Genomic DNA, 23,274 nt, shown 5'->3' with positions numbered 1-23,274 from the left:
GGCTGAGGCTAGGAGCCGCCGATCACGGCGACGAGGGTAATTTTTACGCCCACGCACGGGCGCGCGGAGCGCTAGCGTCACGGGGCCGGGCCAGGGTGGGTGCCCGGGGAAGGGGAGCCCGTGTCCGTCTCAGCATTACCCGGTTCGGCCCAGCCCAATTCGGCACGGCCCAATTCAGCCCAGTCCACTTCGGCCCAGCCCGGTTCGGCCCAGTCCACTTCAACGCAGTCCAATTCAACGCAGCTCAATTCAACGCAGCCCGGCCCGGCCACGCCCGCCGGCGGGATGTCACGCGCCGGGCAGCCGGACCAGTCCGGTCCCGTGCCGCCGTCCGCGCCCGCTTCCGCCGGGTCGGCGGCGTTGCCGTGGCTGCTGCCGGTCCGCCCGCTGCAGGCCGCGCTGTGGGAGGCCCTCGCGATCGCCGTGCTGCTGGTCTTCACCCGGCCCGAGGTCGCGCAGCCCGTCCGGATCAGCGTCGCCGCGGTGGCCGGGGCGCTGGTACTCGCGACGTCGGTCCGGTTCGCCGGCCGTCACTTCGCCGCCTGGGCGTGGACCTGGCTCGGTTACCGGCTGCGGCGCCACGACAGCCGCCGCGACAGCCCCGACCCGCTGCACCGCGTCGCCGGGAACGTGCAGGTGCGCCAGCACGTCGACCGCGCCGGCAACCGCTTCGGCGTCGCCGAGCTGGACGGCGACTGGTGCGCGATCGTCCGCCTCACGCCGGGCCCGGCCGAGCCGTCCACCGAGGCACTGGTCGGGATCCTGCACACCGCCTTCCACGGCACGGACATCCCGCTCGCCGCCGTGCAGCTGCTGACCTGGACGGTCCCGCGCGGTCCCCAGGTCTACCGCGTGCGCTGGCTCGCCGTGCGCTACCGCCCGCAGGACGCGCCGATCGCCGCGCTCGCCCGCGGCGGCGGTCAGCTGGGCGCGCTGCGCAGCACCGCGAGCGCCGCGCTCAGCCTGATGGTCGCCCTCGCCGAGGCGGGTTACCCGTCCACTGTGCTCGAAGCCGCCGAGCTGACGACGGAGCTGCGGGTGGCGCTCGGCGTCCAGGCCGCGCAACAGCCGCAGGACAGCGACGGCGACGGCTGGAAGTCCTGGTCCTGGTGTGGCGTCACGCAAGCCTGTTACGCGCCCCGCTCGTCCCGCGACCTCGCCCGAACGCTCGGGCTGGCGGTGCCCGGCGCCACGTTCACCGCGACGTCGGCCACGCTCCGCCGCACCCCCGGCGGCCGAGAGCGCACCGACGTGACGATCCGCGTCGGCGCTCGCCCCGGGGAGGAAGTGCCTGCGCCGCAAGGGGTTTCGGCCATTCCGCTGCACGGCGCGCACGGGGCGGCGGTACGGCGGACGCTGCCGCTCGCGCTGACCTGATCCCGCGTCAGCCGGCAGAACGTCAGCCGGCCAGGTCGGCGCCCGGCACCAGCACTTCCAGCGCGCTGCCCGGGTTGAGCAGCAGGTACCGGCCTTCCAGCGAAGCCCCGAGCTCGCGCACCGGCACCGGGCGGAAGGCCTGGCCGGGCGGCGGCTCCGGCAAGTAGCCCTCCGACGTGTACCCGGGCACGGCCTCGACGTCGTTGTGCTGCACGGGAATGACGGCTTGGTCCGGGGACGACGGGGTGTAGACCGTCGCGGCCAGCAGGGCGGACCGGACCGCAGCGTCGTCTCCGCGCCCGGTGACGGCGGCCTGCAGCGCGGCCTCCAGCTCGTTGCCCGGCGGCGGGAAACCCCACGCCTGCGGGCTGGGCCGGTAGTCGGCGTTACGGATGAAGCCGCCCGAGATCTCGCCGCGCTCGTCCACCCGGTAGGCCCCGGCGACCGCCGAACCCGGCACGTCGCCGGTGTCGGCGTAGGCCGGATCCACCACGTAGAGCCAGCTGTCCGGCGCCTGCCGCGCACGCTCGCGCAGCTCCGGGGTCACCGGCGGGTCCTGGGGGCCCTCCACCACGGTCTCCGCTCCTTCGGGTCGGTCCGCCGCGGTCACGGCTGGAAGTCCGGGTTGGGGATCCAGGTGCTCTGGATGCCGCTCTTGCCCGGGAGGATCTTCGGCGGGGCACCGGGCGCGCCGAACGGCTGCACGTTGTAGTTGCCGGTGATCTTGTTCGCCCCGACGATCTGCGAGCCCGGGACGTGGTCGACCGCGGCCCACTCGTCCTGGCCGTCGAAGGCCTGCACCCGGCCCGGGTGCGACGGCAGGTGGACCATGCTGCCCGAGTCGCCCTTGATCGTGTACACGTAGCCGTCGTGGCCGTGGTACTGGGTGCCGCCCTTGCCCCAGAAGTCGGCGCCCTCGGTGACCTGCGCGCCCGGCTTGATCGGCACGAACTGCACCCCGGTGTTGTAGTTGCCCGACGTGGACACGTAACCACTGCCGGAACCGTACGACCGGTGCTGGTGCGTGTCGATGTCGTAGATGGGCGGCCGGTTGTTGCGGATCGCGTCGGAAGTGAGGCCCTGCTTGAACACGACGTCCGGCGGCGCGCCCGAACCGTGGTAGACGTAGCCGGGCGCCTCCGCCGGGTTGTGCGAGAAGTCCGGCTGCGCGGGCTGGTGCGCGGGCGGCGGCGCGGCCTGGTCGGTGATGTCCTCCGAATCGGAGCCGACGTCGCGCGACGGGTTCGAGGTGCTGCCCGTGTCCTCGACGTGGGCCGCGTCGCCCGAGCCGCCCGGACGGGACCCGTCCCCGAGGTCGACCTCGGAGCAGCTGGTCGGCGCCAGCCCCAGCGGGTCGGCGACCCGCAGCGGGTTGTCCACGTACGCGACCGGGTTGGGCGCGGGCGCGAGGCCCAGCGGGTCCTGGCTCACGTACCGGCCCGTGGCCGGGTCGTAGTAGCGGTAGACGTTGTAGTGCAGCCCGGTCTCGGCGTCGAGGTACTGGCCGGGGAAGCGCAGCGGAGTGCTCGTCGCCCCGCCGCTGCCCGGCAGGTCGCGGCCCCACACCGTGGCCCGCCCTTGCCAGCCGAGCCCGCCGGCGGCGTCGAGCAGTTCGGCGGGCCGGCCGACGGGGTCGGTGACGATGGTGTGGAACAGCCGGATCCCGCCGGTGTTCTCGTGCTGCGCCACCGGCGCGTCGGTGTCCGGGTCGTAGTCCCAGGTGCGCACCCGGGTCGTCCCGTCGGCGCCGCGGTGGACCTCCTCGACGAGCTTGCCGCCGTCCCACACGAACTCGACCTGTTCGGCGACCTCGCCGCCGTGGCCGAGGCGCTGCTTGGCGATCCGCCGGCCGACCGGGTCGTACCGGTAGTTCCAGCGCGTGCCGTCGGGGGTGGTCACGCCCGTCATGCGGTCCTGGGCGTCCCAGCGGTAGCTCCAGACCAGCTCGCCCGCCAGGCGCTGGACGACCCGGCCCTGGGCGTCGTGCCGGTACGCGACGGCGCCCGCGCCGGTGAGGGTGTTGCCCGCGTAGCCGCGCGGGCCGGTCTCGGGCGAGGCGGCACCGGCGCCGGCCGCGGCGCTGGCGACGATGTTGCCCGCCGCGTCGTAGCGGTAGCCCTCGCGCCGGTCGGGTGCGACCGCGTCGACGATGCGGCCCGTGGCGTCGAGCTGGAACTGCACCACGCCGGCGACGCTGTCGGCAGTACGCACGAGGTTCCCGTCGGGCCGGTAGCCGTACCGGCGCTGCCGGGCCGGGGTGTCCTGCGCGGTGAGCCGCTGCTCGGCGTCGAACGCCTGCGTGAGCAGCACCCGCCCGTCCACCGTCCGGCCGGTCTCGCTCCCGGCGGCGTCGCGGCCGAAGGCGACCACGTGGCCACCACCGGAAAGCCCGACGGGGACGCCCCCTTCGCCGAAGGACCACACACTGTCCACACCGGACGGAGTGCGGCGGTGGACCCGGCCGCCGTCCGCGTCGTAGGCGAACGTGGTGGTGCGGCCGTTGGTGGTCTGGGCGACCACGCGGCCGCGTTCGTCACGCTCGTATTCGATGACCGCGTCGGCGTTGGCCGCGCGGACGAGCCGGCCGACCGGGTCGTAGGAGTAGGTGGTGAGCCCCGACGGCGTGCGCCGCTCGACGACGTTGCCCAGCGTGTCGTAGGTGTACTCGACCAGTTCGCCGAGCCCGTTCAGCGAGCGGGCCAGCCGGCCCATGGCGTCGTACTCGAAGCGCAGCGTGCGCCCGTCGAAGTCGCGTTCCTCGGTGATGCGGCCCTCGTGGTCGCGCAGGTAGCGCCAGGTCAGGCCGAGCGGGTTGGTCACCGACGCGAGCCGCAGCTCGGTGTCGTAGGCGTACGTGGTGCGCGCCCCGGCCGCGTCCACAGTGGCCACCACGACGTCGAACGGCCCGTACTCTCGCCGCGTGACCGCGCCGGCTTCGTCGACGTGCGCGACGTCGTTGCCTTCGGCGTCGTAAGTCCACTGTGCACGGCCGCCGCCGGGACCGACTCGGGCGGCTCGTAGCCCCTCGACGGTCCAGTCCAGGCGCACCTGCCCGCCGGGCGCCGCGACCAGCGCGGGACGGCCGAACATGTCGGGGACGTAGGTGTCCGACGGCTGCTCGGCCTCCTCGACCGCGTCCGGCGCGGTGCTGCCGATGCCCTGGTGGCGGAACACCGCCGCGACGCCGAGCTGCCCGGCGAACGGGTCCGGCGCCTCGTCGTAGACCCGCGTCCAGGTGCGCTCGGCGTCGCGCACGCTGATCGCGGCGACGGCGCCCTCGCGCAGGTGGACGTGCACCACGCTGCCGTCCGGCCGGACGACCCGGCTCAGCGCGCCGCCGTCGTCGTACTCGTAGGAGGTGACGCGCCCGAGCTGGTCGGTGCGGGCGAGGAGCCGGTCGTACCGGTCCCAGGTGGACTCCCGGGTGTGGCCCGCCGCGTCGACCTCGCGCACGACCTGGTTGGCCTCGTTGAGGTGGTACTCGGTGTGGTGGCCGAGCGAGTCGGTGTAGGTGGTGACGAGCCGCTCGCGGTCGTAGGCGAAGCTGCCGTCGCGGAAACCCTTGTCCCCCACCGTCTTCACGCACCGGCCGGCGGCGTCGTAGACGTAGCGGTACCAGGTGCCGTTGCGGTCCTGCCAGCCGGTGATGCGGCCGTGGGCGTCGTAGTCGAACAGCATCGGACGGCCCGAGGAGTTCACCACCTGGGTGAGCCTGCCGTCGGCGTCGTAGCCATAGCGGGTGGCCGCCGCCCGCACCCCCGCTTCGGGGTCCACCACGGAGATCGCGGTGATCCGGCCGCGGGAGGTGGTGAACTCGACCTGGTAGCCGTCGGAGTGCCGGATCCGCAGCGGGGTCGCGTCCGGGCCGTACTCGATGTCGTAGCTCTGCCCGGCCCCGGTCACCGTGGTGAGCGGAAGCACGCCGTCGCGTTCGCCGGGCACCGGGTCGAACCGCAGAAGGGTGGCGCGCACCGGCGCTTCGAGCACGTAACCGCCGTCGAGCCGCCGCGTCAGCGACAGCCGCGGGCCCTCCTCCGGCAGGACCGAGGCGCCCGGCGCGGGCAGCGGGTACACCAGGATCATGCCGTCGGGCGAGAAGTAGCGGACGCCCTCGCGGCCGACCTCGAGCCGCTGGTCCACTGTGGACGCCCAGGACGCGCCGAACCAGCGGCCCGCGCGGTAGGAGGACACGTGCATGCGCTCCAGCGACAGCTCGAGCCGCAGCGGCAGCACCAGGTCGGTCTGGTCGAGCACCATCTCGCCCGTGGCGACGTCGACCGGGTCGGTTTCGCAGACGCGGCCGTTCTTGCCGACGGCGGTGCCCCGATTGTCGCCCGGCGGTGTTTTGTCTCCGGTGGCGCCATTGGGCTTATCGCCGGGCAGCTCGGCGGGCTCCGGCTCGGGCTTGGGCTGCACCGGCGGGTTTTCCCCGCCGGTGGCGTTGGGCTCGTCCGGCTTCGGGGCCGGGTGATCCCCCGACGTCGTGGTCGAACCGCCGCCGTCGGACCCGGAATGATCGCCGGACGTGGTGACGGAGTCGTCGCCGCTCTTGGGCGTGCCACCGCCTTCGCCGCCCTTGGGCTTGGGCTTCGGGGCTTTCGGCGGGCCGTCGACCTTGGACACCTTCGGCGGGGCGGAAACCTTGCCGCCCTTGATGCCCTTCAGCGCCTTGCCGGCGTCCTCGAACAGGGTCCCGGCCTTCTTCAGCAGCGGGACCAGCGCCTTGAGCGCCTTGACCAGCTTCGTCGTCACGCTCGCGATCGACGACGCGGTCTTCGCGACGGCGGCGACCACCTGCGGCACGACCCAGGTCAGGCCGATGCCGAGGGTGAACACCACCTGCAGCGCCCAGCTGATCATGTGCCCGACCAGCTCGGAGATGACGTCGCGGACCAGGGTGCGGACGGCGGCGACGACTTCGCCCGCGGTCTTCACCCCGCTGGAGGCGCCTTCGCAGCCCTTCTGCGCCGACTGCAGCAACGCCACCGTGTCCTGCGTCCGCTGCCGGTACGCGTCACCCGCCGGCCCGGTCCAGGACTGCAGGTCGGCCTTCACCATCGCGTCCAGGTCCTGGCCGACGCTTTCCAGTTCCTTCGCCACATTCGCCCACGTCTGCGACTGGGCCGCGATCTCATCCGCGTTGCCAGTCAGGGCATTGAGCGCTTCCTTGAGCGGGCCGACGTGCTCCATCAGCCAGCTCACGCCCGCGGCCAGGATCGCGCCGAACGGGTCCATCGCCATCGACAGCGCGTCCAGCGCGGTGCCGACCGCGCCCATCGCGACCGACGCCCAGTCACCCGACTTGATCGCATCCGACAACCCGGCGGCCGATTCGGCGAGCGAAATGCCCGAATACGCCTTGGTCGAATCCTCCGTCGGCGCAATCAACGGGTTGCTCACGCGCGCGTTCCTGCCATCTCGGTGGTCCAGTGCCAACCGCCGAAATTACCAGACCTCTGCCCTGATTACCCTTGCGGGACGGTCAGCCCCGCACCGCCTGGTAGACCCCCGCGATCATCGCCACGAACGGCACCAAAGCCAGCAGCACCAGGAATTCCGAGACGTCCAGCAGCCGCGACCAGTACGGCGAGCGCACCCCGCGGGCCACGCGGGTGGCGTACGACAGGCAGACGACCGCGGCGAGCACGAAGACCACGCCGGCCACGAAGATCGCCATGCGGTTGCCGTCCGCGAGGAGCCAGCCGCCGGCTGTCAGCAGGATCACCACGCCGAAGCCCGCCAGCACCAGGCGTTGCGTGCGGCCGGCGTAGGAGCGCGAGCGCTGGATCCACCCGACGCCCAGCAGTCCCGTCAGCCCGGCCTCCCACGGCCCGCCCGCCGAGGCGAGCGTGATCGCCGACGCCAGCGCCACCAGGCCGAGCGCCACGAGCAGCCCGGTCAGCAACGCCTGCGCGTGGGTGGTCCGGCCGACCATGTCCTCGCCGAACGACGGCTGTTCGTTGGCGCGGAAGGACTCCATGTCGTCCGGCACGCGCGGCAGCGGCAGCCGGCCCAGGCGCAGCGCGAGCATCGGCGCGACGGCGGCCAGCGCGGTCGCCACCACGGCGGCGACGGCGGCCGCCGCGACCGGCTTCACGCCCGCCAGCAGCACCACGCCCGTGGTGATCGCGCCGAACCCCGCCGAGACCGTGATCGCGACGAACCACGGCAACCGGTCGGCGACGGACACCGCGGCCAGCACGCCGTAAACGGTCACCGCGGCCAGTCCCGCGGCCAGCGGGCCGGCCGAGAGCGAGAAGACCGGGTGCGGCGCCACGATCGACATCCCGGCGAGCAGCGCGACGCCGACGCCGGCCAGTGCGCCGGCCGAGCCCGCGCCCGAATCGCCGTACGCGCGGCTCAGCGCGCCTCCGCCGAGCAGCAGCACCACCGCGAGCAGCCCGGTGCTGATCGGCGCGAGCGCACTGCCCGAGGTGGCCGCCTGCACCAGCAGCCCGCCGCCGAGCAGCAGCACCACGGCCGCCGCGATCCCGGACCGGCGCGCGATCCGCGGGCCCCACGCGTTCGACGCGGACTCCCCGACGCTGGCGATCGAGTCCACCACGTCGTCGAACAGCAGCGGACCCCGCGGGCGCTCCCGCGGGGTCAGGTGCAGCACTTCGCCGTCGCGCACCTGCGCGGCGGCCACAGTGAGGCCGAGCGCGAGCGGCGCGCCGCCGAGCCGGGAGAGCACCCAGCCCGGGTGCTCGGCCGCGGCCTGGCCGGACGCGCCGGCCAGCCGCACCAGCTGGGGCACCAGCTCGGCGAACGTGCTCTGCTGCGGCAGCGCGACGTCCACCCGGGCCCGCGGCGTCACGATCGTCACGCGCCGGGTCGAGCCGGCCAGCGCGGCGGGCGCGCTCACTGCACGGACCTGGACGCCTCGATCACCGGGGCGAACTTCGCGCTGCTCGTCTCGGCCAGCTTCTGCAGGCCCGCGTTCACGGCCTCCAGCACGATCTCCGAGAGGTTGCGGGCGTCGTACTCCCGGATGGCGCGCGGGTCGATGTCGATCGAGGTGAACCGGCCGTCGCCGCGCAGCACGACGGTGACCTCGTTCTGCCGGGAGGCCGCCTTGACCTCCATCGCCTCCACCGAGCGCTGGATGCGCTGGACCTCGTCGGTCTGCCGGCGGACCTGCGCCAGCAGCTCGTCCATGTCCGGCACGGCATAGGGGTCGGTCACGACGGTTCTCCTTCTCCTGCGGGGTTTTTCCGGCGCAGGCGCACGCTGGCGACGAACTGCCGGAAGTCGGGGGTGAGGCGGTGCGCGGCCTCGGGCGCGGCGGTGAAGACGAGTTCCAGCACCACGCGGTCGACGGGCCCGTCGGGGCCGGGCACGGACAGGTGGACCTGGGTCTGCACCAGGTCCTGGCCCTCGCCGGTGCGCATCCGCAGCACCTGCGTGACACCGGGCGCGGTGGCGTCGCCGAGCTCCTGCCGGCTGACCACGTCGAGCAGCGCCATGGTGCGGCCGAGCCGCTCCACGGCCTCCTCGGCGATGTCCGGCATGGGAGTCGCATCGGGCCGTTGCCGCACGCCGAGCGTGATGTTCGGGGTGAAATCCGCGCCCGGCTCGCGGTGCACGGCGACGAACACCACCCCCGGCGCGCCCGCTTCCGCCGGTTCGAGCGGCGTCCACCCCTCGGGGACGTCGAAGCCCAGCGGGAGCGAGACCGTGTCCGAAGCCATACCGCTCACCACGAGCCCACGTAGTTACTGGCGTCGTCCCACGCGTGGCCGACGGCGTCGGCCGCCTGGCTCGCGGTGGAGCCGACCGCGTCGACGGCCGCGCCGCCGTACTCGGTGATGGTGTGGCCCAGCTTCGGCAGGTCGATGTCGATCTTCGCGCCCACACCCGCGCCAAGGCCGAGCGCGACGCCGGCCTTGAAGTTGACCTTGATGTGCCCGGCGTCGTAGACCGCCTGCCCGTCGAGCTGCGCGCCGAGGCCGTACTGCAGCGTGCCGTTCGCCCCGACACCAACGCCCGCGACGTCGGCCGCCACCTCACCCTCGACCTTGCCGCCGACGAACACGTCACCGTGCACGCCGAGGCCGTGCGCCCCGAGCTGCGCCGAGCCGGACACCTCACCGCCCGCGAACGCCGTGCCCTTCGCACTGGCCTCCGCGACGCCCCACTCCTGCTTGCCTTGGATTTCCTCGTGCAGCGCCGCGAGTTCCGCGTGCCCGGACGCCTTCGCGTCCCAGCCCTGCGAAGTGATCTTCCCGTCGTACTCCGGGTCGAGGCCGTCCTGCTCGTGCTGCGTCTTCGCGTACGTGATCTCGGTGCTCTTGGCGAGCTTGTCCTTGAACCCCTCGGGCTCGGGCTGGCCGAAGGGCGTGTTCGCCTTCTTCGGCGCGCGCGTGCCCTCGAGGCCGTTCGCGGTGAGCTTCTTCCAGCCGGAGTTGCCGAACCAGGACGGCACGGTGCGCGGGCGCCGGCGGCCGTCCAGCGGCTCGCCGTTGAGCCAGTGCAACGCGCCCGCGCCCCACTTGCCCAGCTCGTGCTCCAGCCGTCCGACGCCCTCGGGCGGGAACAGCTGCGCCAGCGCCTCGGCCAGCTCGTCGGAGACCTGCTTCGCCGCGGCCACCGCCTGTTCGCCGAGCTGACGGGCGGCGGAGATGAACGCGCCGACCGCGTTCGCGTCGGCCGCCTTGGCCTGGCTGGTCAGCTGGGCGCCGTACTGGTCGAACTGCGCGAGCACGGAGTCCACGGCCGCGCGCGCCGACTGCAGCAACTGCGCCGCCGTGGCCAGCCTTTTGCCCTGGTCCGCCAGTTTCGTGGCGTGCTCGTTCAGGTCTTCGGCCAGCTTTTCCGCCGCGGTGGTGTACGCGGTGTAGGCGTCGCCGTCCCAGTCGGTGTGAAGTTCCTTGGCCGACTCGGAAATCTCGGTCGCCTTGCCGGTCACCGTCGACGCCTGGGTGCCGCACCGCTGCGACGCGGCGTTCAGCGCCGCCGGGTCGCCGGTGACCCGGCGCTGGTACTCCACCAGCACGTTCCGGTAGCTCGACAGCACCGAGCTGACCACTCCGGAGGCGTCGACGGCGGCCATGGCCTAGGCGCCCTTCGCGTCGATGTCCACGTGCTGCTGGAAATGCTGGCCGTTGTAGGTGAGGTCCAGGTTGATGTCGAGGTCCTGGCCCGAGGGCGCCTCGACCGTCGACTGGCCGGTGGACAGGTCGGTGTGGATGACCACCTCGTTCGCGCCGGAGGGAGCGACCGGGGCCGCCGGTGCCGTCGGCGTGGTGGGCGCTGTGGTCGAGGGGTCGACCGCGATCCAGCTGTTCGACGGGTCCAGCGGGGTGCCGTTCGCGGTACCGGTGCCCAGCGCGGGCGGCGTGTAGTTCGTGAACGACGGCTGTCCGGCCGGAACCCCGTTGCCACCACCGGTTCCACCCGCGGTCGTGCCCGTGCCACCCGCGGTCGCACCACCGCCGCCGGTGCCGCCCGCGGTCGCGCCGTTGACCGCCTGCTGCCCGGACGCGCTGGCCACCGGCGCGGGCGTGACCGGCGCGGTCACCGGGGTGCCGGAGACGGTGGAGTTGCCCGCGGCCCCGGCGGTGGTCGCGGCGCCCGCGTCCCCGCCGTGGAACAGCTTCTCGATCTCGCCGATGATCTGCGCCACCTGCGTGATCTGGTTGGCCAGGTCGACCGCGCCGAGCGCCTTCAGCAGCGCGCCGACCGAGGTGATGAACGCGCGCAGCGAAGCGCTCGTCGCCGTCGACAACGCCACCGCGGCGCCGTAGGTCCACCAGTTCGACATCAGCGAAGCGACGGTCGGGTTCACCGCCGAAACCACCGCGCGGTAAGCCTCTTGCGCGGTCTTGATCAGCGTGCCGGACACCCCCAGCAGCTCGGCGCCCTTCTGCACCACGCCGATGATCTTGGTCAGCTGTGCGAGCGAGTCGGTGATCTTCTTCAGCGCCGATTCCGACGCGGCGCCGGACCAGGTCTTGCCGAGCGCGTCCGCGGCCTTCGTCAGCTCCGTGTAGAGCGACGTGAACTCGGTCGCCTTGTGCAGCAGGTCCAGCACGTGCTTCGCGATCTGCTCCGGCTGGCCGGTGACGATCTGCGGCAGCACGGTGATCGGGCCGCCCGAGGACGCGGTGGCGTCCATCGCGCTGGAGTTCGGGAAAGTCAGCATCGCACCTACCTTGGTGGGGAATCGGGGGTCATCAGACGACGGCCGCGGGCCGGTACACGCTGACCTTGGCCAGGCCGTGCAGACCGGGGTCCACCAGGCCGTGGTTGTAGAGGGCGCCGCCGTCGCCGGCGACGCCGATCACCGGGCTCGAGCCGGCGAACAGCAGCGGCTCCACCACCACGACGTCGCCCGAGTGGACGCCGCCGGGCACGTCGCCGAAGGTGCGCGCGGTGCCGGCGTAGACCTCGATGAGGCCCACACGGGCCTGGTTGCCGGCGTCACCGGCGAGCCAGTCGTTGAAGTCGGAGACGCCGTGGAAGCGGGTGTCGGTGATCGGGTGGTCGCCGAGCTTGCCGAGATTGGCGTCGCCGAGGTAGCGCAGCACGTTGCCCACCGAGCCGGGCTCGCCGTGGGCGCCGGCGCTGTCGTTGATCGCGAGCGTCGCCAGCTCCCCGGCGTGCGGGGTGCCCCAGATCGACGAGGACGTGGTGGCCGGGCTCGCGGCATTCCCGTCGTGGCCGCCGTAACCGCCGGCCACGGCCTGGTCCGCCGCCTGGTAGGCGTCGGCGCTGCTCTTGACCAGCCCGTTGATCTGCTGAAGCAGCTGAAGCAGGCTGCGCACGGCCGTGACCTGGCTCGAGTGCAGTGCCGAGCTGGCCGCGGCGACCGCGCTGCCGAAGGTGGCGAACGACGCCGGCTGCACAACCAGCTTCTCCAGGTCGGAGACCGCGTTGATGCCGTGGGCGATGATGCCGCCGACGTTGCCGACGGTCGAGCGCATGGCCTCGGGCTCCGCCCGGTACTCGCCGGTCGTGACCACGGCTCTCCTTCCTGACGCGTTTGGCGCATCCCCCGTGAGGGCGACTCGGACGAGGGTAAGTTCGCGTGCGGGGACCGGCGGACGGCAAAAGTACCCACCGCGACGGCGTCGATGGTGGCCAAAATACGGGGCATGAGCCCGTCCCGTGACCGCCTCGACCTGCTCGGCGAGCAGCCTGGGGAGATCATGCTGCAGTCCCCGCCGATGCTGCCCAAGAGCGGTTCGGGCGGGTTGATGCAGCTCATGATGTTCCTGCCGATGATGCTCGGCATGGGCGCGATGTCGTTCGTCTACATCGGACGCGACGGCGGGGTGATGACCTGGATCTTCGGTGCGTTGTTCATCACGGCGATGGGCGGCATGGTCGTCATGTCGCTGGGCCGCGGCGGGATGGCGAAGAAGGCGCAGATCAACGAGGAGCGCCGCGACTACCAGCGTTACCTCGCCGGCCTGCGCACCCGGGTGCGGACGATCGCGGACACGCAGCGCGCGACGTTGATCGCGCAGCAGCCGGACCCGGCGGACCTGTGGGCGTACGTGGAGACCGGGCAGCACTGGGATCGCCGCCGCACCGACCGGCACTTCGCGCTGGTGCGCACGGCCACCGGGCCGCAACCGCTGGCGGCGCCGCTGCGCGCGCCGCAGACCGTGCCGCTGGAGGACCTGGACCCGGTCTCGTCGACGAACCTCAAGCACTTCATCCGGACCTACTCCACTGTGGAGGGCCTGCCGGTCTCGCTGCAGCTGCGGTCGTACGCGGCGGCCACCCTCTCCGGCCGGCGCCCGGACGTTCTCGGCCAGGTGCGCGCGCTGCTGGCGCAGCTGGTGACCTTCCACTCCCCCGCCGACCTGCGCGTCGCGTTCTGCGTGCACCCGGACCGGACGCATGACTGGGACTGGGCGAAGTGGCTGCCGCACGCCACCGCCCCCGCGCAGGCGGACGCGACCGGCCCGCGCCGGCTCGTCGCCGCGGAGGCCGCGGAGCTGGCCGGGCTGCTGGGGCCGGACCTGGGCGACCGCCCCGCGTTCACCCGTCGTCCCGCCAACACCCCTGAGCTGCCGCACATCGTGCTCGTCGTCGACGGCGGCGGGACCTACGGCGAGCCGCGGCTGCTGGCCGCGGAGGGCCGGCTGGGGATCACGGTGCTGGAGGTCGGCGCCGAGCAGCCGCGGGCCGCGTCGAACGACCACCTGCTGAGCCTGCACGTCGGGGCGGACCAGCTGGGCATGGTCGTGCTCGACGGCGGCACCGAGGCGCGGCTGGGCTTCCTCGGCACGCCGGACCAGCTCGACCGCGGCGCGGCCGAAGCGCTCTCGCGGATGCTGACCCCGCTGTACCAGGGCGCGACCGTGGTCAGCGAGACGCCGATGTCGGCGACGTTCGGGCTGGCCGGGCTGCTCGGCATCGGCGACCCGCGCGACACCGACACCACCGTCACCTGGGCGCCGCGCGCGGCCCGCGACCGGCTGCGCATCCCGCTGGGCGTGAACCCCGAGGGACGGCCGGTGGACCTGGACCTCAAGGAGTCGGCCGAGGGTGGCATGGGCCCGCACGGGCTGGTCATCGGCGCGACCGGCTCGGGCAAGAGCGAACTGCTGCGCACGCTCGTCACGGCGCTCGCGGTCACGCACTCGTCGGAGAAGCTCAACCTGGCGCTGATCGACTTCAAGGGCGGCGCGACGTTCGCCGGCATGACCGGGCTGCCGCACACCTGCGCGGTGATCACGAACCTGTCCGACGACCTCGCGCTCGTCGACCGCATGGCGGACGCGCTGAACGGCGAGCTGTTGCGGCGTCAGGAACTCCTGCACTCGGCGGGGAACTACGCGTCGGTGCGCGACTACGAGAAGGCGCGCGCGGACGGCGCGGCGCTGCGGCCGCTGCCCTCACTGCTGGTGATCATCGACGAGTTCTCCGAGCTGCTCTCGTCACGGCCGGAGTTCATCGACCTGTTCGTCGCGATCGGGCGGCTCGGGCGTTCGCTGGGTATCCACCTGCTGCTGGCGTCGCAACGGCTGGAGGAGGGGCGGCTGCGCGGGCTCGACTCGCACCTGTCGTACCGGATCGGGCTGCGGACGTTCTCCGCGTCGGAGAGCCGGGCGGTGCTCGGCGTCGCCGACGCCTACCATCTGCCGCCGGTGCCGGGCTCGGCGTACCTGAAGTCCGACAACGACACGCTGATCCGGCTCAAGGCCGCGTACGTCTCGGGCGAGCTGCCGCCGCGCAGCCGGATCGTGCGTGAAGACGGGCAGCAGCTGGGCGTGCTGCCGTTTCTGCTGACGCCGGTGGAGGTGCCGGTCTCGGCGCAGCCGGCTGCTCCTGTCACGGAGACCGGCACCGGCGAGACGATCATCGGCGCGATGCTGTCGCGGCTGGAGAACCGCGGCCCGGAGGCGCACCAGATCTGGCTGCCGCCGCTGGCCGAGCCGCCGACCCTGGACCAGCTGCTGCCGCCGCTGGGCGAAGACCCGGAGCGCGGCCTGTGCCCGCTGGGCTGGGGCGGCAACGGGAAGCTGATGATCCCGGTGGCGCTGGTGGACAAGCCGTTCGAGCAGCGCCGCGACATGCTGTGGGCCGACTTCGCCGGCGGAGCCGGGCACGCGGTGATCGTCGGCGCACCGCAAAGCGGCAAGTCGACACTGATGAAGGACATCGCGGCGATGCTGGCACTCACGCACACGCCGTCCGAGGTGCAGTTGTTCGTGCTGGACATGGGCGGTGGCGCGCTGGCGCCGATCGCGGGCCTGCCACACGTGTCGGGTTACGCGACCCGCCGCGACGCGCAACGCTGCCGTCGCGTGGTCGCGGAGCTGACGACGCTGCTGGAACAGCGTGAAGAGTTCTTCGCTGCCAACGGGATCGAGTCGATGGCCACGTTCCGCCAGCGGCGCGCGGAGTTCACCGAGAGCACCGAGGGCCGCGAGTTCGGCGACGTGTTCCTGTTCGTGGACAACTGGACCACGATCCGGCAGGAGTACGAGCAGCTGGAGGAGCAGATCACCGGCTTGGCCTCGCGCGGGCTCGGGTTCGGCATCCACGTGATCGTCTCGCTGAACCAGTGGATCGGCGCCCGCGCACAACTGCGCGACGCGATCGGCACCCGGTTCGAACTGCGCCTGGGCGACCCCGCGGACTCGTCCATCGACCGCAAGGTGGCGCAGAACGTGCCCGCGGACCGCCCCGGCCGCGGCCTGACGGCGGACAAGCTGCACTTCCTGGCCGCCCTCCCCCGCGTCGACGGCGATCAGCGCCCGGACACCATCGGCGCGGGCGGGCTGGACTTGGTCCGCCGCGTCACCGCCGCGTGGCCGGGCGCCCGCGCGCCCCAGGTGCGGCTGCTGCCGTCGGAGGTCGCGCTGGACGCGTTGCCGGCTGCCCCTTCCCGGCAGATCACCCTGGGTATCGCGGAGTCGAACCTGCGCCCGGTCCACCTGGACTTCGCAACGGACCCGCACTTCGTGGCCTTCGGCGACGTCGAGTCGGGCAAGAGCTCACTGCTGCGGGCGATCGCGACGGGCATCTCTGCCGAGTTCACCCCGGACGAGGCCTTGATCCTGGTGGCCGACTACCGCCGCGCTTTGCTTGGTGTGGTGGACGAGCCGCACCTGCTGGGTTACGCGGGCGCGGAAAACCAGCTGACGGGCCTGGTGGACCAGTGTGCGACGGCGATGCGCAACCGTCTGCCTGGCCCTTCGGTGACGCCGGAGCAGCTGCGTAACCGTTCTTGGTGGCGTGGGCCGGATCTGTACGTGCTCGTGGACGACTACGAGCTTGTTGCCGCCGTGGGCCGGAATCCTTTGCTGCCGTTGCTGGAGTTCCTGCCGCAGGCCCGGGATATTGGCCTGCACTTGGTGATCGCGCGCTCTTCGGGCGGCGCGGGGCGGGCTTTGTTCGAGCCGGTGCTGCAACGGATCCGGGAGCTGGGTTCGCCGGGGCTGGTGATGTCGGGGGCCAAGGAGGAGGGGGCTTTGATGGGTGAGGTGAAGCCTTCGCCGCAGCCTCCGGGGCGGGGGACGTTGGTGTCACGTCGGGGCGGGACTGGGCTGGTTCAGGTGGCTTGGACTAAGCCGGAGGACTGAGCGGGGGTGCTCAGGTGCTCGCGATGTCGACCTCGGTGTCGGAGATGCAGCTGAAGTAGGACACGTCCCAGTCGTCGGGGACTTCGCGCCGGACTCGCCGGGCTAGTTCCCAGTCTCGTTCGTCGAAGCGGCGCTCGGCCTCATCCGAGGTGAAGCCGGACGAGGCTAGGTCGGCCAGGTCCAAGGTGGCGTCCCACTCGTCCTGCCACGCGGACAGGTCACGAGCCAGGTCCGCCCTCAATCCCAGCTCTGGCGAAGCTGGATCGACAGGTGTGGCCGTATCGCCCGTGTACGGATTGAAAACCCACAACGGGCCGGAACCCCAGTCCGCCATGACCTTGATTGACCGCCATTGGCGCAGCGGATTCTCCTCATCCAGTAGATCGATCCTTCACGCTCGGCTCCGACAATGCGACCCGAAGCAATCATCGCCATGATAACGTCGAGTAACTCAGCGGGCGGGATTCCGGCCTGAAACATCTCAAGGCTGTGCCTCAGGACGATGTGCACCCGACCCCTCTTTTCCTCTGGTATGGCAACGCCACCGGCGGGTTCGACGACCAGGGCGTCAAGTGGAACGGCGGCAACTTCAATGCCACCAAAGCCAAGTTCGTCACCGGTGACTTCGACGGCGACGGGCTCACCGACATCGGCGCCGCCTATGACAACGGCAACTCCGACACGTCGTTCCTCGTCTGGCACACCACTGCCGCAGGCTTCGATGCCCCGGCACGCCGCTGGGACAGCGGAGCCGGCGGATGGACGGCTTCGAAGACCCGCTGGTCCACCGGCGACTTCGACGGGGACGGCCGCACGGACGTCGTCGCGATGTACAACTACGGCGGCGCCAGCACCGCGTTGTGGTCCTGGCACAGCGCGGCCGGTGGCACGCTGGACGCGCCGACCCGCTGGGACAGCGGCCTCGGCCAGTTCGACTCCACCCCAGCCGTCCTGTTCTGACGGCATTCCGACAACGGCCCGTCCGGCGCCTCTCGGCGCTGGGCGGGCCGTTTTCCTATACAGCTGAACGGAGACACCGCGGGCAGGACCGACGCCGAGCTCAAGCTCGGCTGAGGCAACTCGCTGAGATGCGAAGCGGGATCGACCTTGCAATCCGTCTGTCCCGAGTACGGGTCATTCCGGATGGAAGCGTTCGTCAGGAAGCCGTGAGAACCGAGAAAGTGACCTTGCCCCCGTCGCCGTCTTCGGGATCCCCCTTGAGCTGTTCATAGTCACCGGCCTGGAAACGAACGTCTTCACCGGACCACACCGAAGGAACAGGCGCGGTCTTCTCCTCAGTGGATCCGTCGCGAGTGGCGCTGAATCGCAACGTACCGTCGCCCCGATCAGTGATCGTGTAGCTGAAAGCGGCCCCCAGGCCGACACCGGTGAGCAGCGGGTAGTCGAGGTAGTTGCTGCCGGCGGAGAGCTGCTGGTTGACCTTCACGTGCACGGTGCCACCGGAGTAGTACAGCATCGTGTACGGGTCGGAGTTCCGGTCCTGGTCGCCGTGGATCTGGCCGAGAATGATGGTTTTGCTGGTCTTCGGCACCTGCTCGACGGTCACGGTGGCGGCCAGGGTGTGCGCGCCGCCGGTGCCGGAGGCGAAGCCGGTGTTGTCGATCAACTCCGTACGCGGGCTGCCCGAGTGACTGGTCGTCGCGCCGGCCGTCGGGGCCCAGAAGTGGAGGCTGCCGTCGTCGGCGCGGGTGAGGTACGGCGGGTCGAGTTCGGCCGGGTTGAGGACTTCGGCGCCGCCGCCGTCCGACTCCACAGGAAGTGTCAGCCGCCAGCCGTCGAGCGACGGTGGGCCGGCAGTGCTCGCATCCGCGATGCCGCCGGAGGCGAGAAGCAGCGCACAGCCGAGGAAAACCGAGAATCGCAGCATGGCGCGGATGCTAACCCGACCTCCCCGGGACCCCTCCCCGCGAAGCTAGTGCCGCGCAAGGCTCGTGAGTGTTTATGACGGTTAGAACCGTCATAAACACTCACAAGCCCTAGGACCTGCGCCCAACGGAAGCAGCAGCCGTTACTCCAAATGGCCTACAACGGACTTCGCCCCCAGACCCGACTTCGGTAGGTTACAAAATCACCATCCCCTCTCCTACGTTGGTGAAATCGTTTCGTCCGGGACGATTTCCGTTGAGCCAAGGGGACTTTATGCGTTTGTCGAAGGCTGTAGCTGTCGCGGCCGGGGCGGCTGCGGCGCTGAGCATCGTGTCGGCGGGGACGGCCAGTGCCGGGACCGCCGGGACCAACATCATCGGCGGCACGACCGTCAGCTCGGCGCCGTGGGGTGCGCAGATCTTCTGGAACGACGCCACCGACTTCGGCGGGTTCGAGTGCTCCGGCACGATCATCGCGCCGCAGTGGGTGCTCACGGCGCAGCACTGCCTGAACGAGCCGGGCATGCACGTCAAGGTGGGCGACGTCGCGCTCGGGAAGGGCACCGAGGTCGCCGTCGACCAGCAGAAGGCCTCGCCCAACGGGGACATCGCGCTGCTGCACCTGGCGTCCGCTGTGGACACCACGTTCATGAAGCTGGGCACCGGCGACCCGGACAAGGGCGCCACCAACCAGATCTACGGCTGGGGCCGCACCGAGGGCAACAGCCCGCCCTCGGACACCCTGAAGACCGCCGACGTCCAGGTCACCGGCAGCAGCACCGACGCCTTCAACGGCACCGCGATCGCCAGCAAGGGCGTCAGCGGCTCGTCGTGGCACGGCGACTCGGGCGGCCCCCAGCTGGACAACGGCGTGCAGGTCGGCGTCTGCTCGACCGGCGAGAACTCCGGCAGTGACAAGAACGGCACGCAGAACTACGCCAGCGTCGCCGCCAGCCGCGACTGGATCTCCTCCACCGCAGGGGTCTGACCGGACGCGAACAACCACCGCCCGCCGCACGTTTCCCGTGCGGCGGGCGGTTTAATCGCAGCCATGACGATGCCCGCCGCCACCGCGTTGGAGATCCTCGACCGCCTGCGCGCCCGGGACCTCGACGTCCACCTAGCCGGCGGCTGGGGCATCGACGCGCTGCTGCGCCGTCAGACCCGCGAGCACCGCGACCTCGACCTGCTGCACCGCGCCGAGCAGGAAATCGCGGTGCTCCAAGCACTCGACGACTTCCGCGAGACAGAGAACGCCCGCCCCGTGCGCTTCGTCCTCACCCGCGACGACGGCGCCGAGCTGGACCTGCACCCCCTCCACTTCGCGCCCGACGGCTCCGCCACGCAGGCAGCCGACGACCACGGCGGCACTTTCGCTTACCCCGCAGCCTGTTTTGTCACCGGCGAGATCGCGGGCACGCCGGTGCCCTGCATCTCCGTGGCCCAGCAGCTCTACTTCCACCGAGGTTACGAGCCACGGCCCCACGACGTCGCCGATATGCGCGAGCTGCGCGCACAATTCCAAGTCAGCACAGAATTCTGACCTACAGCAAGGAAAGCAGCGCCGCCACGTCCGGCTTCCCCGAAGCGGCAACCGGTACCGCGTCGATCATCCGGAACGTCGCGGGCACCGACGCGTCCCCCAACTCCGCGGCGACCAGCGCGCGCAGCTGCCCGAAGTCCGGCGAGCCGCCCGGCGACGCGACGATGAACGCGTGCATCGCCTCCCCCGTCCGCTCGTCCGGCGCCCCCACCACGTACGCCTGGTCCACCTCGGCATGCGAGGCGAGCGCGCGCTCGATCGGCCCCGCATAATGGATGATCGCGTTGACGATGACCACGTCGCGCGTCCGCCCGGTCAGGTGCAGGAAGCCGGCGGCGTCCAGCCGGCCGACGTCCTGGGTGCGGACCCAGCCGTCGCGCAGCACCGAAGCCGTCAGCTCCGGGTTGTTCCAGTAGCCCGCGAACGCGGTCGGCGTCCGCACGTAAACCTCGGAATCCTCCCGCACCTCAACGGAAACCCGTCCCAACGACCGTCCCACCGAGCCCAGCGCCGACGGGTGCCGGGCGACGTCCTCGGCCGTCAGGATCGTCAGCTTCCCGGTCTCCGTCTGCCCGTACCCCTGCTGGATGCCGGGGCCGATCCGCTCGAACGCCTCCGCCATCAGCCCCGGCGTCACCGGCGAGCCCGCGACGGTCAGCGCCCGCAGGGCGGACAGGTCGACGTCCTCGCCGCGCAGCACGCCGAGCACCTGGTACAGCCGGGGCACGGTCATCAGCGCGGCCGTGACGTCGAGCCGCGGCAGCACCCACGGGAAGTCGGGCAGCCGGTCCGGGATCACGGCCGTGCCGCCGGCGAGCAGGCACGCCTCCAGGTGCATCAGCATCACCGCGCTGGTCAGCGTCCCGAACAGCAGGAACCGCCGGTAGGCCTCGGTGACGCCCCAGCCCGCCGGGCCGCGGTACTCCGGCCCGCGCGCCGCCAGCGCCGCGTAGCTGAACGCCGCGCCCTTCGGCACACCCGTGCTGCCGCTGGTGAACACGACCCAGCCGATGTCCTCGGGCCGCCCCTGCGGCACCGGGTCCTCATACGCCGGCAGCTCCGGGCCGATCGGGAGGATCTTGGCCCCCGTCGCCGTCGCGCGCAGCTCCGGTGTGTCGCCGTGCTCGTCGACGACCACGGCGGCCAGGTCCGTGACGATCTCCCGCAGGTGCGCCGCCGGCAGGCCCGGGCGGACCCCCACCGCGCGGCAGCCCAGCACCTGGGCCGCGATCTGCGCGGCCCAGGCCTCGGGGGTCACGCCGGTCGCGAGGCCGACGCCGTCGCCCGGCCCCAGCCCCAGCCCGCGCAGCGCGACGGTGAAGCGGCCGACCAGGTCCAGCGTCTCCCCCCGGGTGACCACCCGGGCCCCGTGCTCGAAGGCCGGCTTCCCCGGCTCCCGGGCGAGCGCGTCCAGCAGTGCTTGCGGATAGACCATGTCCACGCCCTTCGTGTGCCGGGGATCGCGGCCATGCCTATCGGAGAGTTCTCAGAATTCCGTCAGAGCGAACACCTTCCGTGACCGCAGGGACAGCGCGACGCCCCCGCCGACCAGCGCGATCAGCCCCGTGGCGGCGGCCAGCGTCCAGAAGTCCGGCCGGACGATCGACTGGCCGCGCAACGCCTGCCAGGTCACCAGCGCGATCAGCCCGGCGTACCCGGCCGCCGCGGTCCACACGAGCCGGCGGCGCACCACGTCCGAAGACAGCACCGGGTACCGCCGGGCCAGCGCCGCCAGGCCGAGCGCGAGCAGCGGCAGCGCCTGGATCGCGTGGATGCCCACGAAGTGCGGGATGCGCAGGTCTCCCCCGACGGTGCTCCAGCCCAGCAGCGGCAGCCCGGGGCCGCCGTCGGACGGCCCCACCGTGTGGCCCCCGACCGTCGACGGCTTGCCTCCCGCCGCCCACACCGCCTGCTGCGCCGGAGTGGGCGAGAACATCAGCAGCGCCAGTCCGATCCCGACAGTCGCGAGCGCCGTCCCCCAGCGCAGCGACGCCGCGAGCGCGCGGTCCGGCAGCTTCTGGAACATCAGCAGCACGACCACCGCCGCGGTCGCGCCCCACGCGCTGAACGCGCCGGTCGCCACGTAGTTGTTGATCGCCTGGTCCGCCGGCGTCGCCTGGTTGAAGTGCAGCGTGCGGTCCCGGAAGACCACCTGCCACACCAGCATGGTCATGTCGGCGCCGATGCCGACGGCGAACACCGTGCCGAGCCACCAGCCCACCCGGCGGCCGCGGGTCAGCAGCGACAGCAGCCACGCCAGCGTCAGCGCGTACAGCCCCACCGACACCGCGAACTTGAACGGTTTCGCCCAGATCGGCGCGTTGACGAGCGTGCGATCATCGACCAGGAGCCCGAGGGCCGAGGCGACGAGCAGCACCGCCATCGCGCCCGCCAGCACCACCAGCGGGCGGTGCAGCGCACGCACCCGGTAAAGCGTGTTTCCCCAGTAAGTCATGGGTTCGAGCGTCTCGCCGAACGCGCCGCGGGGCACTGGAGAAGACCCCCGGCAGCGAGGTGAGGACAACCCCGCTCGCGAGGTGGGGCCAGCCCTACTCCGGCCCCTGTGGGTAATAGTGCCGTCATCACGACCGGCAGTTGTGCCGTTTGACCGCGACCCCGCCTTTTCTAGCGTGACATTCACAACGCGCGGGCAGGGTGAGCCTGCCCGCGCACCGGGATTTTTCCGCGAGAGGGAAGGAGGTGGCCCGCCGATGTCCAGTCCGGGATTCCAGGCAGATTCAGCTGCTATGACGCGCGCCGTCCAGGGCTTCGAGGAGACGGCGTCCAACGCCAAGACCACCATGGCCAGCTTGGAGTCGGAGCTGTCCGAAACGCTGCGCAACTACAAGGGTGACCAGGCCGTCGCGTTCTGGGACCTGCAGCGCCGGCTCCAGGAGAAGATGACCTCCGCGGTCCGCGAGCTGGACACCATGTCCCAGCTGGTCCACACGAGCCACACGAACTACAACAGCGGCGACTCGGACGTGCACCAGAGCTTCCAGAGCGTCAGCCACAGCGTCGAGGGCAATGTCATCCCTCGACTCAACCTTTGAGCCGAGAGGACACGAGAAGATGGCTGACGTCGTCGAAATCAACTTCGCCGCGCTGCAGTACAGCTCGGCGTCACTGGCCGCCAAGGCCAAGGCACTGACCTCCCAGCTCGAGCAGCTGCACCAGAACCTGCAGCCGATCACCTCGACCTGGTACGCCTCCGGCAGCTCCGCCGGTGAGGCCGCCCGCCAGTCGGAGACCCGGCTGCGGCAGGCCACTGCCGACATCGTCGCGATCATCGCGCAGTTCGGCGGGAAGGTGGGCGACGCCCACGACCTCCAGTCCCAGCTGGAGAATCGCAACCAGGGCCTGTTCGCGGGCTGAGGGCGCTCCCCACGTCGGCCGTCCGGTGCGAGAAACCCCCCGCTCGCAC

19 protein-coding genes are annotated in these 23,274 nt (G+C 71.7%); 7 read left to right on the top strand and 12 right to left on the bottom strand.

Going from position 1 to position 23,274, the window contains the following annotated elements; translation table 11 throughout:
- Nucleotides 1–285: 285 nt before the first annotated feature.
- Entirely contained in the window at nucleotides 286–1,377 is a 1,092-nt protein-coding gene (locus OG943_RS00460; RefSeq protein WP_328607653.1) for a type VII secretion protein EccE, read from the top strand.
- A gap of 22 nt (nucleotides 1,378–1,399) precedes the next feature.
- On the opposite strand, the gene OG943_RS00455 is transcribed toward OG943_RS00460, so the two are convergent.
- The 8 genes from OG943_RS00455 to OG943_RS00420 form a co-directional block, all read right to left on the bottom strand.
- Nucleotides 1,400–1,951, bottom strand: a complete 552-nt coding sequence (locus OG943_RS00455; protein ID WP_328607652.1) for a type VII secretion system-associated protein — start codon at nucleotides 1,949–1,951, stop codon at nucleotides 1,400–1,402.
- 32 nt (nucleotides 1,952–1,983) lie between these two features.
- Nucleotides 1,984–6,777 (bottom strand): RHS repeat-associated core domain-containing protein, encoded by a 4,794-nt coding sequence (locus OG943_RS00450; RefSeq protein WP_328607651.1) that lies wholly within the window; start codon nucleotides 6,775–6,777, stop codon nucleotides 1,984–1,986.
- Between the two features lie 82 nt (nucleotides 6,778–6,859).
- Complete coding sequence (eccD, locus tag OG943_RS00445) at nucleotides 6,860–8,242, bottom strand: type VII secretion integral membrane protein EccD (RefSeq protein ID WP_328607650.1); 1,383 nt, start codon at nucleotides 8,240–8,242, stop codon at nucleotides 6,860–6,862.
- Complete coding sequence (locus OG943_RS00440) at nucleotides 8,239–8,562, bottom strand: YbaB/EbfC family nucleoid-associated protein (protein ID WP_328607649.1); 324 nt, start codon at nucleotides 8,560–8,562, stop codon at nucleotides 8,239–8,241. Before OG943_RS00440 ends, eccD begins: the two co-directional genes overlap by 4 nt.
- Complete coding sequence (locus tag OG943_RS00435) at nucleotides 8,559–9,068, bottom strand: hypothetical protein (RefSeq protein ID WP_328607648.1); 510 nt, start codon at nucleotides 9,066–9,068, stop codon at nucleotides 8,559–8,561. Before OG943_RS00435 ends, OG943_RS00440 begins: the two co-directional genes overlap by 4 nt.
- Nucleotides 9,069–9,073: 5 nt before the next feature.
- The gene (locus OG943_RS00430; protein ID WP_328607647.1) at nucleotides 9,074–10,429 is read right to left on the bottom strand and encodes a WXG100 family type VII secretion target; all 1,356 of its coding nucleotides are present in this window, start codon (nucleotides 10,427–10,429) and stop codon (nucleotides 9,074–9,076) included.
- Between the two features lie 3 nt (nucleotides 10,430–10,432).
- Complete coding sequence (locus tag OG943_RS00425; RefSeq protein ID WP_328607646.1) at nucleotides 10,433–11,521, bottom strand: WXG100 family type VII secretion target; 1,089 nt, start codon at nucleotides 11,519–11,521, stop codon at nucleotides 10,433–10,435.
- A gap of 31 nt (nucleotides 11,522–11,552) precedes the next feature.
- The gene (locus tag OG943_RS00420; RefSeq protein WP_328607645.1) at nucleotides 11,553–12,341 is read right to left on the bottom strand and encodes a WXG100 family type VII secretion target; all 789 of its coding nucleotides are present in this window, start codon (nucleotides 12,339–12,341) and stop codon (nucleotides 11,553–11,555) included.
- A 132-nt stretch (nucleotides 12,342–12,473) separates the two neighbouring features.
- Between OG943_RS00420 and eccCa the strand changes: the two genes are divergently transcribed.
- Entirely contained in the window at nucleotides 12,474–16,421 is a 3,948-nt protein-coding gene (gene eccCa, locus OG943_RS00415; RefSeq protein ID WP_328607644.1) for a type VII secretion protein EccCa, read from the top strand.
- 10 nt (nucleotides 16,422–16,431) lie between these two features.
- Here the strand turns inward: eccCa and OG943_RS00410 are convergent, their stop codons facing one another.
- Nucleotides 16,432–16,662, bottom strand: coding sequence for a hypothetical protein (locus OG943_RS00410; RefSeq protein WP_328607643.1), 231 nt, complete (start codon nucleotides 16,660–16,662; stop codon nucleotides 16,432–16,434).
- A gap of 248 nt (nucleotides 16,663–16,910) precedes the next feature.
- On the opposite strand from OG943_RS00410, the gene OG943_RS00405 reads away from it, so the two are divergent.
- The gene (locus OG943_RS00405) at nucleotides 16,911–17,381 is read left to right on the top strand and encodes an FG-GAP repeat domain-containing protein (RefSeq protein ID WP_328607642.1); all 471 of its coding nucleotides are present in this window, start codon (nucleotides 16,911–16,913) and stop codon (nucleotides 17,379–17,381) included.
- A 196-nt stretch (nucleotides 17,382–17,577) separates the two neighbouring features.
- Here OG943_RS00405 and OG943_RS00400 read toward each other — a convergent pair whose 3' ends face one another.
- Nucleotides 17,578–18,309 carry a polysaccharide lyase family 7 protein gene (locus tag OG943_RS00400; protein ID WP_328607641.1) on the bottom strand — a complete coding sequence of 244 codons (732 nt, stop codon included), beginning with the start codon at nucleotides 18,307–18,309 and terminating at the stop codon, nucleotides 17,578–17,580.
- A 272-nt stretch (nucleotides 18,310–18,581) separates the two neighbouring features.
- On the opposite strand from OG943_RS00400, the gene OG943_RS00395 reads away from it, so the two are divergent.
- Nucleotides 18,582–19,295 (top strand): S1 family peptidase, encoded by a 714-nt coding sequence (locus OG943_RS00395; RefSeq protein ID WP_328607640.1) that lies wholly within the window; start codon nucleotides 18,582–18,584, stop codon nucleotides 19,293–19,295.
- 63 nt (nucleotides 19,296–19,358) lie between these two features.
- Nucleotides 19,359–19,850 carry a nucleotidyltransferase domain-containing protein gene (locus OG943_RS00390; RefSeq protein ID WP_328607639.1) on the top strand — a complete coding sequence of 164 codons (492 nt, stop codon included), beginning with the start codon at nucleotides 19,359–19,361 and terminating at the stop codon, nucleotides 19,848–19,850.
- Nucleotide 19,851: 1 nt separating this feature from the next.
- On the opposite strand, the gene OG943_RS00385 is transcribed toward OG943_RS00390, so the two are convergent.
- Nucleotides 19,852–21,285: a class I adenylate-forming enzyme family protein gene (locus tag OG943_RS00385; RefSeq protein WP_328607638.1), complete on the bottom strand. Its 1,434-nt coding sequence runs from the start codon at nucleotides 21,283–21,285 to the stop codon at nucleotides 19,852–19,854.
- 51 nt (nucleotides 21,286–21,336) lie between these two features.
- Nucleotides 21,337–22,305 (bottom strand): hypothetical protein, encoded by a 969-nt coding sequence (locus OG943_RS00380; protein ID WP_328607637.1) that lies wholly within the window; start codon nucleotides 22,303–22,305, stop codon nucleotides 21,337–21,339.
- Between the two features lie 256 nt (nucleotides 22,306–22,561).
- Here OG943_RS00380 and OG943_RS00375 point away from each other — a divergent pair, with 256 nt between their 5' ends.
- Both OG943_RS00375 and OG943_RS00370 read left to right on the top strand, forming a co-directional pair.
- Complete coding sequence (locus OG943_RS00375) at nucleotides 22,562–22,903, top strand: WXG100 family type VII secretion target (protein ID WP_328607636.1); 342 nt, start codon at nucleotides 22,562–22,564, stop codon at nucleotides 22,901–22,903.
- A gap of 19 nt (nucleotides 22,904–22,922) precedes the next feature.
- Nucleotides 22,923–23,225, top strand: a complete 303-nt coding sequence (locus OG943_RS00370; RefSeq protein WP_091617569.1) for a hypothetical protein — start codon at nucleotides 22,923–22,925, stop codon at nucleotides 23,223–23,225.
- The last annotated feature ends 49 nt before the right edge of the window (nucleotides 23,226–23,274 follow it).

Origin of the sequence: Amycolatopsis sp. NBC_00345 (assembly GCF_036116635.1) — a bacterium.
Classification (GTDB): Bacteria; Actinomycetota; Actinomycetes; order Mycobacteriales; family Pseudonocardiaceae; genus Amycolatopsis.
The sequence above is the reverse complement of the archived record's forward strand: the minus strand, read 5'-3'. Positions and strand labels throughout refer to the sequence as shown.

Coding starts and splice junctions, on each gene's coding strand:
- OG943_RS00460 (WP_328607653.1), top strand. CDS start 286: ATGTCACGCGCCGGGCAGCCGGACCAGTCCGGTCCCGTGCCGCCGTCC.
- OG943_RS00435 (WP_328607648.1), bottom strand. CDS start 9,068: ATGGCTTCGGACACGGTCTCGCTCCCGCTGGGCTTCGACGTCCCCGAG.
- OG943_RS00430 (WP_328607647.1), bottom strand. CDS start 10,429: ATGGCCGCCGTCGACGCCTCCGGAGTGGTCAGCTCGGTGCTGTCGAGC.
- OG943_RS00425 (WP_328607646.1), bottom strand. CDS start 11,521: ATGCTGACTTTCCCGAACTCCAGCGCGATGGACGCCACCGCGTCCTCG.
- eccCa (WP_328607644.1), top strand. CDS start 12,474: ATGAGCCCGTCCCGTGACCGCCTCGACCTGCTCGGCGAGCAGCCTGGG.
- OG943_RS00400 (WP_328607641.1), bottom strand. CDS start 18,309: ATGCTGCGATTCTCGGTTTTCCTCGGCTGTGCGCTGCTTCTCGCCTCC.
- OG943_RS00395 (WP_328607640.1), top strand. CDS start 18,582: ATGCGTTTGTCGAAGGCTGTAGCTGTCGCGGCCGGGGCGGCTGCGGCG.
- OG943_RS00390 (WP_328607639.1), top strand. CDS start 19,359: ATGACGATGCCCGCCGCCACCGCGTTGGAGATCCTCGACCGCCTGCGC.
- OG943_RS00385 (WP_328607638.1), bottom strand. CDS start 21,285: ATGGTCTATCCGCAAGCACTGCTGGACGCGCTCGCCCGGGAGCCGGGG.
- OG943_RS00380 (WP_328607637.1), bottom strand. CDS start 22,305: ATGACTTACTGGGGAAACACGCTTTACCGGGTGCGTGCGCTGCACCGC.
- OG943_RS00375 (WP_328607636.1), top strand. CDS start 22,562: ATGTCCAGTCCGGGATTCCAGGCAGATTCAGCTGCTATGACGCGCGCC.
- OG943_RS00370 (WP_091617569.1), top strand. CDS start 22,923: ATGGCTGACGTCGTCGAAATCAACTTCGCCGCGCTGCAGTACAGCTCG.